Source organism: Rhodobacteraceae bacterium Araon29 (genome assembly GCA_039640505.1).
Taxonomy (GTDB): Bacteria; Pseudomonadota; Alphaproteobacteria; order Rhodobacterales; family Rhodobacteraceae; genus CABZJG01.
In genome coordinates this window covers 3590709-3602500 of the sequence record CP046865.1, presented here as the reverse complement: position 1 = coordinate 3602500, position 11792 = coordinate 3590709, and the positions used below count along the sequence as shown (strand labels likewise).

The following is an 11792-nucleotide window of genomic DNA, read 5'->3' as shown; positions in this document are numbered from 1 at the left end:
CCTTGGAGGATAAGGTATTTTCTGTGAAGCCGGGCTGTAAGGCATCCGGTGGAGAGATCACTAGTGAGAATGATGACATGAGTAGCGACAAAGAGTGTGAGAGACACTCTCGCCGAAAGTCCAAGGGTTCCTGCTTAAAGCTAATCTGAGCAGGGTAAGCCGACCCCTAAGCCGAGGCCGAAAGGCGTAGGCGATGGGAACCAGGTTAATATTCCTGGGCCAGGAGGAAGTGACGGATTGTGAAGGTTGTTTGCCCTTATCGGATTGGGCAGGCCGCTGATCAGTCCCTGGAAATAGCCCTCCATGAGATCGTACCCTAAACCGACACAGGTGGACTGGTAGAGCATACCAAGGCGCTTGAGAGAACTACGTTGAAGGAACTCGGCAAAATACCTCCGTAAGTTCGCGAGAAGGAGGCCCAGTTTCTACGCAAGTATTGGCTGGGGGCACAAACCAGGGGGTGGCGACTGTTTACTAAAAACACAGGGCTCTGCGAAGTCGCAAGACGACGTATAGGGTCTGACGCCTGCCCGGTGCCTGAAGGTTAAAAGGAGGGGTGAGAGCTCCGAATTGAAGCCCAGGTAAACGGCGGCCGTAACTATAACGGTCCTAAGGTAGCGAAATTCCTTGTCGGGTAAGTTCCGACCTGCACGAATGGCGTAACGACTTCCCCGCTGTCTCCAACGTAGACTCAGCGAAATTGAATTGCCTGTCAAGATGCAGGCTTCCCGCGGTTAGACGGAAAGACCCCGTGCACCTTTACTACAGCTTCGCACTGGCATCAGAATTGTGATGTGCAGGATAGGTGGTGGGCTTTGAAGCAGGAACGCTAGTTTCTGTGGAGCCACCCTTGAGATACCACCCTTCGCACTTTTGATGTCTAACCGCGGTCCGTTATCCGGATCCGGGACCCTGCGTGGCGGGTAGTTTGACTGGGGCGGTCGCCTCCTAAAGAGTAACGGAGGCGCGCGAAGGTTGGCTCAGAGCGGTCGGAAATCGCTCGTTGAGTGCAATGGCAGAAGCCAGCCTGACTGCGAGACTGACAAGTCGAGCAGAGTCGAAAGACGGCCATAGTGATCCGGTGGTCCCGAGTGGAAGGGCCATCGCTCAACGGATAAAAGGTACGCCGGGGATAACAGGCTGATACTGCCCAAGAGTCCATATCGACGGCAGTGTTTGGCACCTCGATGTCGGCTCATCTCATCCTGGGGCTGGAGCAGGTCCCAAGGGTACGGCTGTTCGCCGTTTAAAGAGGTACGTGAGCTGGGTTTAGAACGTCGTGAGACAGTTCGGTCCCTATCTGCCGTGGGTGTAGGATACTTGAGAGGAGTTGCCCCTAGTACGAGAGGACCGGGGTGAACGATCCACTGGTGGACCTGTTGTTGCGCCAGCAGCAGTGCAGGGTAGCTATGATCGGACAGGATAACCGCTGAAGGCATCTAAGCGGGAAGCCCCCCTCAAAACAAGGTATCCCTGAGGGCCGTGGTAGACCACCACGTCGATAGGCCGGAGATGTAAGCGCAGCAATGCGTTCAGTTGACCGGTACTAATGGCCCGATAGGCTTGATTTGATCCAGTAACAGTCAGACTAAAATACTGATTTTACGGTCAATAAAGCATACCAACCCATAAATATTACCTGACTTGGACAACACTTTGATATCATGGATCTTTATTCGGTTTGGTGGCCATAGCACGAGCAAAACACCCGGCTCCATTCCGAACCCGGCCGTTAAGTGCCGTTGCGCTGATGGTACTGCGTCTTAAGGCGTGGGAGAGTAAGTCACCGCCAAACCTAATAAAGACCCATGAAAAAAATATCTCTCTTAAATGATCAATCAAATATATCAAGACATACCAAATCACTCGGCTCTAACAGCAGGCTGACCTAAACTAGTCACCGCTTTAACGGCGTGAGCAAAGTCTTAGGACGAACCTCACGAGCCGCCTTGAATAAACTAAACGTCTGATTAACGTAGTTAACTGCAGCCGAAATTTGCAAAAGATAGTTTTCAAGCTCTGGTGTTCGTTCAGCCTCAACAACTTGAAAACTGCGTTCGGGGTTATCTAGCTCAAACTGACAGTAAAAAAGCGGTTGGCCGCGTTTTAATCGGATCGGTTTATCTGTGTTGTGCCACTCAAAAGCCCACATTAACGGCCGTGGCCAGATATCTATTGGAAAACGACCCCCAAAAATCGTCCCCGGAAGAGGATCAGAGTCTTGATAATGTAAAAAAGGTGATACTTGGGATATGAACACAGGCTCATCAGCGATGAAAAGATAGGGAAGGCTAAGTTGAATGATCGGACGATCTGCATACCTCCATTCACTTTCTGCAACGACAGTCAGTAAATTATTTAGCTTAGAGCGTCGGACTGGAGTTTTATCGCCCAACAGATTTTTTAGGAGGGGTTTTCCATTTTTATCGCGATCAAATCCAAGGTGAAGATCAAAAGGACAGCGTACCATAACATATCGATGTTCTAGTCCTATTATCGCTGGGCAGCGTGATGCAGATTTTGCATGAGATCGATTGACGTCGGCTGATCGCAATCGCTCTGGCGGAAAATAGACAATCGAGGAAAGCGGTTTATCAAATAGCCAACCAATTTTGGCCGGACCACTGCGTGGATCGCCCTCTGGGCGTATGTAATTAATTGAAATTTCCATGGTATATAACAAAACCTCTTAAATCAAAAAACATAAACTGGAAAAATTAGAGAATGTATTTTGGCATGAGCTTATCTCTATTTTATATAAAAAAAACCAAAAGACAATTAATTATAAAACGTAACGGCTAAGATCCATATTCTTGGTAAGATCGCCAATATGGGCTTCAACAAAACCTGCATCAACCGTAATTTTTTCACCAGGTTTGTCTGGTGCTGCAAAAGACAGCTCTTCAAACACGCGTTCTAGTACTGTGTAAAGCCGGCGCGCGCCAATGTTTTCCACAGAATGATTAACCTGCGCTGCTATTTTCGCAAGTGCTGAGATGCCGTTTTGAACGAAGGTCACTTCTACACCCTCGGTGGCCATTAACGCAGTGTATTGCAGTGTAAGCGCATTGTCTGTTTCTGTTAAAATACGAACAAAGTCAGCTTCGGTTAAAGCCCGTAGCTCAACGCGGATTGGTAAACGCCCTTGCAGTTCAGGCAGCAAATCTGAAGGTTTGGCAACATGAAAAGCCCCAGAGGCGATGAACAGGATATGGTCAGTTTTTACAGACCCATGTTTGGTACTGACGGTTGTGCCTTCAATAAGTGGCAATAGATCACGTTGAACACCTTCGCGACTAACTTCCGCGCCCCGCGCATCGCTGCGTGCACACACTTTGTCAATTTCATCAAGAAACACGATACCGTTTTGTTCAACCGCCTCAAGCGCGAGCCGGGTGACGGCTTCATCATCAAGCAATTTATCGGCTTCTTCGCCTACCAAAACGTCATGGCTTTGAGAAACAAGCATCTTGCGTTTTCTCGTGCGTTGCCCAAAGGCTTTGCCAAAAATATCACCTAAATTCATCATGCCCATTTGGCTACCCGGTTGACCGGGAATATCAAGCATTGACATCGGGTTGCTGGTATCGGAGACCTCAAGCTCAATTTCATGGCTGTCCAAATCACCAGCACGTAATTTTTTCCGAAACATCTCGCGTGTTGACTCGCGTGCATCTGTCCCAGCTATTGCCTCAATGACGCGGTCTTCTGCTGCACGGGCGGCTTTTACGCGGACATCCTCGCGCATTTGCTCGCGGATCATGGCGATCGCACTGTCTACCAAATCACGAATGATTTGTTCAACATCGCGCCCAACGTATCCCACTTCTGTAAATTTTGTGGCCTCAACCTTGATAAATGGTGCTCTGGCGAGCTTTGCCAGCCGACGACTGATTTCCGTTTTGCCAACGCCTGTTGGGCCGATCATCAAGATATTTTTTGGAAAAACCTCATCTCGAAGATTCACATCCAGTTGTTTGCGCCGCCAGCGTGATCGAAGAGCCACAGCAACCGCTCGTTTTGCGTCTTTTTGACCAATGATAAAGCGATCTAGCTCGGACACAATCTCCCTTGGGGTCAAATCAGTCATTGTGACAATTCCTCAACCGTTAACTTGCCATTCGTGTACACACAAATGTCTGCTGCTATGGCCATGGCTTCGCGCGCAATCGTTTCTGCATCTTTATCACTTTCCATCATCGCGCGAGCCGCTGCCAATGCGTAATTTCCACCCGACCCTATTGCCGCCACATCATGTTCGGGCTCAAGCACATCTCCAGCTCCTGTAATAACCATGAGCTGAGTGCCATCAGTAACAATCAACATGGCTTCGAGTTTTTGAAGGTACTTATCTGTGCGCCAGTCTTTGGCCAAATCCACAGACGCACGGGCCAGTTGTCCGGGTGTTGCTTCTAGCTTTGCTTCAAGCCGTTCAAGAAGTGTAAAGGCATCAGCTGTTGAGCCAGCAAAACCGGCAATAACCTCATACCCACCGGGCGAAAGCTTGCGCACTTTACGGGCAGTTCCTTTAATCACTGTTTGGCCAAGGGATACTTGCCCATCACCCGCGATCACAACTTTGGCACCTTTTTTAACGCCAATAATCGTAGTTCCATGCCATCCGGGAAAGGTATCGTCCGCCATAGATATCTCCTATAATTCAATTGTATATGGAAGTTATGGGCTTCGGGCGCAAGGCTTTCACTGGGGAAAAGTCAATTTAGTGGATGCAGCCTATCCATAACCATATCCAGTTCAATAGCGCAAATTAACGACTTTGCTGACTTAGTCAGGTTTGCCAATGGTCTTTAGGGTAATAGCCCCTCTGACCGAAAACTAAATTCGGAAGATTTTCCAATCACCAGGTGATCATGAACAGTAAGCCCCAATATAGCTGATGCTGTCACAATTTCATCGGTCATCTTGATATCTTCAGACGAGGGTGTGGGGTCGCCAGAGGGATGATTGTGCACAAGAATTAAAGCTGACGCATTCAGCTGCAAGGCCTGTTTAATGATTTCCCTAGGATAAACTGGAACATGGTCTACTGTGCCGCTGCCTTGCTTTTCATCGGCAATAAGGTTGTTCTTGCGATCTAAAAAAAGCACACGAAATTCCTCAATAGACCTATGGGCGAGTGTTGTTTGGCAATAGGAAAGCAACGCGTCCCAGCACGATAAAACCGGCTGCCCAATGATTTTTGCCTTGGCCAACCGGTGCGCAGCAGCTTCTACTATTTTAAGTTCCTCAAAAACGGCTGACGAAACCCCTGGCACTGTACTCAAGCGATCAAAAGGAGCGGAAAGAACCCCATTGAAATCTGCAAATTGATCCAACAAAGCACGCGCCAATGGCTTAACGTCACGGCGCGGAATGGCGCGAAATAAAACCAACTCAAGCAATTCATAATCAGGTACAGCCGAAGCCCCACCATCCATAAAACGATGCCGAAGGCGTTTGCGATGACCTTTTATATAGGAGGGAAGTTTAGCGCCGCCTTTTAGAAAAGGCGACATTTCACCTTGCAAAAATAGTGGTAATTCGGCTTCGTCTGCATCGCTTTCATGCTCCATCATTTCTTTTTCGGTGATGTGCATTAATGCAGGGTTAACAGTGCCAACCTGCTTTGCAGTAAGATTAGCCTTTCATCGTATCCCAAAAAGAGCGAACGGTCGAAAAAAAGCTTTTGCTTTCCGGGTTATTGTCCTCGGACATTGCTTCAAATTCGCGCAGAAGTTCCTTTTGCCGCGATGTCAGGTTGACCGGAGTTTCAATCGCAAGTTCGATAAACATATCCCCGATTTGTGATGATTTGATCGAAGGCATCCCTTTATTTCGGAGCCGCATTTGTCGTCCTGATTGGCTGCCCGATGGGATTTTTACCCGACTGCGCCCACCGTCAATTGTGGGCACTTCAATATCACCACCTAAAGCAGCCGATGTCATCGAGACAGGCACACGGCAGAATAGATTGCCCCCCTCGCGTTGAAAAATACCGTGTTCCCGAACTTCAATAAAAATATAAAGATCGCCTGAGGGTCCGCCGCGCAGCCCGGCCTCACCTTCGCCCGAAAGACGTATACGCGTGCCTGTTTCAACACCTGCTGGTATATTTACGCTCAACGCGCGGTCTTTTTCCGCCCGACCTTGGCCGCCACATTTTTTGCAGGGGTTTTTAATCATTTGCCCAATGCCTGAACAGGTTGGGCAGGTTCTTTCGACAGTGAAAAAACCTTGAGTCGCGCGCACTTTTCCCATCCCAGAGCAGGTTGGGCAAGTGGTCGGTTCCGATCCGCCTTCTGCGCCTGTGCCATTACAAGACCCGCACTCTACAGAGGTGGGAATATTGATCGACTTTTGAAGGCCGGAATAGGCGTCTTCTAGCGTGACTTGCAGATTATATCGCAGATCAGAGCCGCGGGATGCGCGATTTCTGCTGTTCCCACGACCGCCGCCCATAAAGTCTCCGAATAGATCATCAAACACATCTGAAAAGGCACTTGAAAAATCGCCCGGCCCGCCACCGGGGCGGCCACCACCACCCATACCACCTTCAAATGCGGCGTGGCCATAGCGGTCATAAGCTGCCTTGCGATCTGCATCTTTGAGCACATCGTAGGCTTCGTTGACTTCTTTAAACATGGTTTCTGCGTTGGGATTGTCAGAATTTCGGTCTGGGTGCAACTCTTTAGCTTTGGCACGGTAACCTTTTTTGATCTCATCCGCCGAGGCGCCCTTTGATAGGCCTAATACCTCGTAATAGTCACGTTTTGACATCGATCAAGTTCCTCAATAAACGCAGAAACCGGCCCATTGGTTCTGGGCCGGCTTATTAGGTATAACTACAGAAGTTATTGCCGTTTTCCGTCGTCCAAGTCTTCAAAGTCGGCATCAACGATATCATCATCCATACCTTCAGCATCGGCTGCCATTGGTTCGTCATCTGCTTCACTTTGGCCAGCCTTGTAGATCGCCTCGCCAAGTTTCATCGCAGCTTCCGTAACATTTTGAATCCCAGATTTGATTTTAGAAGCATTTTCGGTTTCGAGTTCGTCCTTCAGTGCCACAATAGCCAGTTCAATGGCTTCTATAGTTGTTGGATCCACTTTATCGGCATGTTCTTCCATTGATTTTTCGGTCGAATGGATCAAGCTTTCAGCCTGATTTTTAGCTTCAATCAATTCACGACGCTCTTTGTCTGATTCTGCGTTTTCTTCTGCGTCGCGCACCATTTGATCAATATCATCATCTGATAAACCGCCAGATGCTTGGATTGTGATGGTTTGCTCTTTGCCAGTGCCTTTGTCCTTGGCTGACACAGAAACAATACCGTTTGCATCAATATCAAAGGCAACTTCAATCTGCGGCATTCCGCGCGGCGCTGGTGGGATATTTTCTAAATTGAATTGACCAAGAATTTTATTGTCCGTGGCCATTTCCCGCTCACCTTGGAAGACCCGGATAGTCACTGCGCTTTGATTATCTTCTGCAGTCGAAAAGATCTGTGACTTTTTGGTCGGGATTGTGGTGTTACGGTCGATCAGTCGTGTAAAGACGCCTCCCAAAGTTTCAATGCCCAATGACAATGGTGTCACATCAAGCAAAACCACATCTTTAACATCGCCTTGCAAAACGCCGGCCTGAATGGCGGCGCCCATCGCAACAACTTCATCCGGGTTGACCCCTTTATGTGGCTCTTTACCGAAGAACTTGGTTACTTCTTCGATCACTTTGGGCATACGTGTCATGCCACCAACCAAGACGATCTCATCAATATCGTCAGTGCTCAGAGCGGCATCTTTCAACGCTGCTTGGCAGGGTTTCATCGAGGCTTTGATGAGGTCATTGACCAAGCTTTCTAGTTTGGCTCGGGTCATTTTCATAACCATGTGCAACGGTTGGCCGGTTGAGCCGTCCATTGAAATAAATGGTTGGTTGATTTCGGTTTGATTGGATGAAGACAATTCGATTTTGGCTTTTTCGGCAGCTTCTTTAAGCCGCTGCAAGGCCATCTTGTCCTTTTTCAGATCGACGCCGTTTTCTTTTTTAAACTCTTCTGCAAGGTAATTGACAATCCGCATGTCAAAATCTTCACCGCCCAGAAAGGTATCTCCATTGGTGGATTTAACTTCAAACAGTCCATCGTCGATTTCCAGGATGGTAACATCAAAAGTCCCGCCGCCAAGATCATAAACCGCTATGGTTTTTGTTTCTTTTTTATCCAATCCATAGGCGAGCGCGGCTGCAGTTGGTTCATTGATAATGCGTAGCACTTCAAGGCCAGCAATTTTACCAGAGTCTTTTGTTGCCTGACGCTGAGCGTCATTGAAATACGCTGGAACGGTGATCACTGCTTGCGTGACTTCTTCGCCAAGATAGCTTTCGGCGGTTTCTTTCATTTTTTGCAATATGAACGCTGAAATTTGGCTTGGGCTATATTTTTCGCCTTTTGCTTCAACCCATGCGTCCCCATTCCCGCCATCGACCACTTCAAAGGGCAGGTTTTTCTTATCTTTGGCAAGATCAGCGTCGTCATCGCGGCGACCGATTAATCGCTTAACACCGAAAATAGTATTATCAGGGTTTGTTACAGCCTGCCGTTTTGCGGGCTGGCCTACAAGGCGTTCATCATCTGTAAAGGCAACAATTGACGGGGTTGTCCGCGTGCCTTCAGAGTTTTCGATGACACGAGGCTGCGATCCGTCCATGATCGCGATACAGCTGTTTGTGGTTCCAAGGTCAATACCGATAACTTTGGCCATATTTTCTATCCCTCTTAGGTTCAGGCAATAACACGCGACACAAACCCTTTTTGGCGCTTGTGTCGCAAAATCAGCAATTTAGTTCATGCGCATGATCTGCGTTGCGTGTATATAGTCAGGCTGTTGGGTGCCTGCAACCTTTGCTAGACTTTTGAGAGGTAAAATTTAGCAAAATTACCAGTCATTTTGGAAAGTTTTGGGCTAGTTCTTCGCACCCCAGCTCGAAGATGCCCTTTTTCGCGTGTAATATTCACCAATAAGACCCAGAGCCATAAGAGCAATTCCGACATTAATTGGATAAATGATCGAACTGTTGTGGGGGTTGTAATTGATAAATGCAAAGCCACGCGCTTGGTCGATTGTGTGAAATAGCGGGTTCCAATCAAACATCGCCAACATAAAACTGGGCAATGTGTTCGCTACAAACATTTTACCCGAGGCGATCATATTTGCTCTTTGATAGAGGGTCCTTAGAACGGTTGTGAACGTAGGGGCCCAAGGCTTTATGGCAAACATTAAAAGCCCAACAGCACAGCCAGTGAACCAGGCCAAGAGGAACATCGAAAACGCGCCAACTGGATCATCAATCACAAAAGGTGTAAATACGACGTAGTAGATTAATAGAATTACCAGCATGGATAATGTCTGCAAGTAAAGAGAGCCCAAAGCTGCTGAGCTGATCGCAATTGCGGTGTTCATAGGCGCGTGTTGCATCATTGGAGAGGTTGGGCCTTCTGCACCTGCAACGGCTCCGACAGCCTTATTATGGGTCATGAAAAGGAAAATTCCACTCATGATATAAATCACAAAATCGCCGCGAAGCGCCGAACCCCTAAGCCCAAGAACTTGGAAAAAAATTAGAAAGACACCGACCAACATGGCAGATTGCATCATTTCCGACATTAAGCCCACTATTGGTGAACGATGTTTTTGTCTGATGCTGCGCACGGTGGCATGAAAAATCTGCAACGATATATTCAAAGCAAAGCCAGCTGAGCTTTGAGATTTATATGTTCTAAACATTAAAAGCACCTAAATAACCGATGGGAAATGTGACCCAGAATACCTTGCTGAAAAGTGAATTAAGTAGCATAAGCAAAAAAATAATGTTCTATAATAGCATACTTTCAAGTGGGAAAGTCAAGTAGGGCCAAAAATAGCAGAAAGTTATTTACATTGGATTACGAAAAATTAACGCGCGTTTTGCGTGACCTCTCCTTGAGATCGGGCAAAGTGATCATGGATATTTATAATGCAGATCACCTCTCATTTGAAACAAAAGCTGACGACAGCCCGGTCACCTTAGCCGACAAAGCTGCAGATCAGATAATTTTTGCTGGTTTGAAATTGGCGTTTCCTGATCTCCCCATTGTGACGGAGGAGCAGGCAAGCTCGCAAGAGGAGCAGCACAAAACATTTTTGATCGTCGATCCCTTGGATGGTACCAAAGAATTTATCAAAAAAACCTCTGAGTTCACTGTGAATATTGCTTTAATTGAGGAAGGCGTTCCAACCCGTGGAATTGTTTACGCCCCGGCCATAGAACGGCTTTTTTACACTGATGCCACAGGACAGCCGTTAGAGGAAAAAGGATTTTTTGAAGAAAAAACAAAGGGGCAGCTTCTACCCATTTCAGTCAAACACCCTAACAATGAATCGTTGATCGTCGTAGCCTCAAAATCACATCGTGATAAAAATACAGATGACTATATATCTAAATATTCAGTGGCAAAATCAACCAGTGCTGGATCATCTTTAAAGTTCTGCTTGCTTGCGGCTGGTGAGGCCGATTTTTACCCACGGTTGGGTAGAACTATGGAGTGGGATACAGCTGCAGGTCATGCGATTCTAAATGCAGCTGGTGGTGCAGTGGTTCGATTTGATACGCATGCGCCTCTAGAGTATGGCAAGTCTAAGTATGAGAATCCGTATTTTATAGCCCTGGTAAAGGGCGTAAATTTAAAAAAATAAAATAGTCACCGTCATGGCTGCTCAGTGACATTTTTTGCCATTTGTATTGATGACTGAACGGGCATAGTTTCCCAAAATTGGCCACATTTCTACCTTTTTTAATTCACACATATCCCCTAGGGTACAGAAATATACTATGGGGTAATTTTAAAATGCATACAAAAATCACAAAAGCAATATTTCCGGTGGCAGGGCTTGGCACTCGGTTTTTACCGGCCACGAAGTCAATTCCAAAAGAAATACTAACGCTCGTTGACCGTCCCCTGATTCAATATGCAATTGACGAAGCAAGAGCCGCCGGTATTACCGAGTTTATTTTCGTAACAGCCCGGGGCAAGAGCGCCCTAGAGGATTATTTTGATCATGCTCCACAGCTTGAAGCTATATTAAGGGAAAAGGGCAAAAATGAGCTTTTACAAACCCTTGAAACCACCAATATGGATAGCGGATCAATCGCCTATATTCGTCAACACAGCGCGTTGGGTTTGGGGCATGCAGTTTGGTGCGCCCGCAAATTAATCGGGAATGAGCCTTTTGCAGTTATTTTGCCCGATGATGTCATTGCCGCGGAAAAACCGTGTTTGCAGCAAATGATAGAAGCGTATCAGGAAACCGGTGGCAGCATGGTTGCTGCGATGGAAGTACCAAGTCATCAAACATCATCCTTTGGTATTTTGGATGTGGAAAAGCAGTTTGGTCACTTATTGCCGGTCAAGAAAATGGTGGAAAAGCCATTAGCTGGAACTGAGCCTTCTAATTTAGCAGTCATTGGGCGGTATCTTTTGACGCCATCTGTTATGGAAAATATTGGTAATCTTAAAGTAGGCTCTGGCGGAGAAATACAGCTTACAGATGCGATTGCCCAAGAGATCAAAGAGGGGCGCCCTGTAAACGGATTTCGCTTTGATGGCCGCCGTTTTGATTGTGGTTCGAAAGCTGGTTTTCTCCAAGCAACAATATCTTTTGCACTTGCGCGCAGCGATTTAAATGCCGAACTCACTGATTATTTGCATGAGACACTTGTTACAAACAAGGCTGCTCAATAACGCGCTGGGGGCA

Annotated in this window: 9 protein-coding genes and 2 rRNA genes (1 of these 11 only partly in view); 4 read left to right on the top strand and 7 right to left on the bottom strand. The window is 47.2% G+C overall.

Features of this window, described 5'->3' with window-relative positions:
* Together GN278_17520 and rrf are read left to right on the top strand one after the other, a co-directional pair.
* A 23S ribosomal RNA gene (locus tag GN278_17520) occupies positions 1–1577 on the top strand (it extends 1266 nt beyond the left edge of the window).
* Positions 1578–1680: 103 nt separating this feature from the next.
* Positions 1681–1795 (top strand): 5S ribosomal RNA (gene rrf / locus GN278_17515).
* A 102-nt stretch (positions 1796–1897) separates the two neighbouring features.
* On the opposite strand, the gene GN278_17510 is transcribed toward rrf, so the two are convergent.
* From GN278_17510 to GN278_17480, 7 genes are all read right to left on the bottom strand, one after another.
* Entirely contained in the window at positions 1898–2671 is a 774-nt protein-coding gene (locus GN278_17510; protein XAT62411.1) for a hypothetical protein, read from the bottom strand.
* A 111-nt stretch (positions 2672–2782) separates the two neighbouring features.
* The gene (gene hslU / locus GN278_17505; protein ID XAT62410.1) at positions 2783–4090 is read right to left on the bottom strand and encodes an ATP-dependent protease ATPase subunit HslU; all 1308 of its coding nucleotides are present in this window, start codon (positions 4088–4090) and stop codon (positions 2783–2785) included.
* Positions 4087–4644 (bottom strand): ATP-dependent protease subunit HslV, encoded by a 558-nt coding sequence (hslV, locus tag GN278_17500; GenBank protein ID XAT62409.1) that lies wholly within the window; start codon positions 4642–4644, stop codon positions 4087–4089. Before hslV ends, hslU begins: the two co-directional genes overlap by 4 nt.
* A gap of 164 nt (positions 4645–4808) precedes the next feature.
* The gene (radC, locus tag GN278_17495) at positions 4809–5573 is read right to left on the bottom strand and encodes a DNA repair protein RadC (protein XAT62731.1); all 765 of its coding nucleotides are present in this window, start codon (positions 5571–5573) and stop codon (positions 4809–4811) included.
* A gap of 64 nt (positions 5574–5637) precedes the next feature.
* Entirely contained in the window at positions 5638–6777 is a 1140-nt protein-coding gene (dnaJ, locus tag GN278_17490) for a molecular chaperone DnaJ (GenBank protein ID XAT62408.1), read from the bottom strand.
* Positions 6778–6851: 74 nt separating this feature from the next.
* The gene (gene dnaK / locus GN278_17485) at positions 6852–8762 is read right to left on the bottom strand and encodes a molecular chaperone DnaK (GenBank protein ID XAT62407.1); all 1911 of its coding nucleotides are present in this window, start codon (positions 8760–8762) and stop codon (positions 6852–6854) included.
* 201 nt (positions 8763–8963) lie between these two features.
* Positions 8964–9785: an ABC transporter permease gene (locus tag GN278_17480; protein XAT62406.1), complete on the bottom strand. Its 822-nt coding sequence runs from the start codon at positions 9783–9785 to the stop codon at positions 8964–8966.
* Between the two features lie 153 nt (positions 9786–9938).
* Here GN278_17480 and cysQ point away from each other — a divergent pair, with 153 nt between their 5' ends.
* Positions 9939–10733 (top strand): 3'(2'),5'-bisphosphate nucleotidase CysQ, encoded by a 795-nt coding sequence (gene cysQ / locus GN278_17475; GenBank protein ID XAT62405.1) that lies wholly within the window; start codon positions 9939–9941, stop codon positions 10731–10733.
* Positions 10734–10885: 152 nt separating this feature from the next.
* Positions 10886–11779: an NTP transferase domain-containing protein gene (locus GN278_17470; GenBank protein ID XAT62404.1), complete on the top strand. Its 894-nt coding sequence runs from the start codon at positions 10886–10888 to the stop codon at positions 11777–11779.
* Positions 11780–11792: the final 13 nt, after the last annotated feature.

Bases quoted from the DNA above. Each gene is read 5' to 3' on its own strand.
- GN278_17470 (XAT62404.1), top strand. From the start codon at position 10,886: ATGCATACAAAAATCACAAAAGCAATATTTCCGGTGGCAGGGCTTGGC.
- hslU (XAT62410.1), bottom strand. From the start codon at position 4,090: ATGACTGATTTGACCCCAAGGGAGATTGTGTCCGAGCTAGATCGCTTT.
- radC (XAT62731.1), bottom strand. From the start codon at position 5,573: ATGGAGCATGAAAGCGATGCAGACGAAGCCGAATTACCACTATTTTTG.
- GN278_17480 (XAT62406.1), bottom strand. From the start codon at position 9,785: ATGTTTAGAACATATAAATCTCAAAGCTCAGCTGGCTTTGCTTTGAAT.
- dnaK (XAT62407.1), bottom strand. From the start codon at position 8,762: ATGGCCAAAGTTATCGGTATTGACCTTGGAACCACAAACAGCTGTATC.
- hslV (XAT62409.1), bottom strand. From the start codon at position 4,644: ATGGCGGACGATACCTTTCCCGGATGGCATGGAACTACGATTATTGGC.
- dnaJ (XAT62408.1), bottom strand. From the start codon at position 6,777: ATGTCAAAACGTGACTATTACGAGGTATTAGGCCTATCAAAGGGCGCC.
- GN278_17510 (XAT62411.1), bottom strand. From the start codon at position 2,671: ATGGAAATTTCAATTAATTACATACGCCCAGAGGGCGATCCACGCAGT.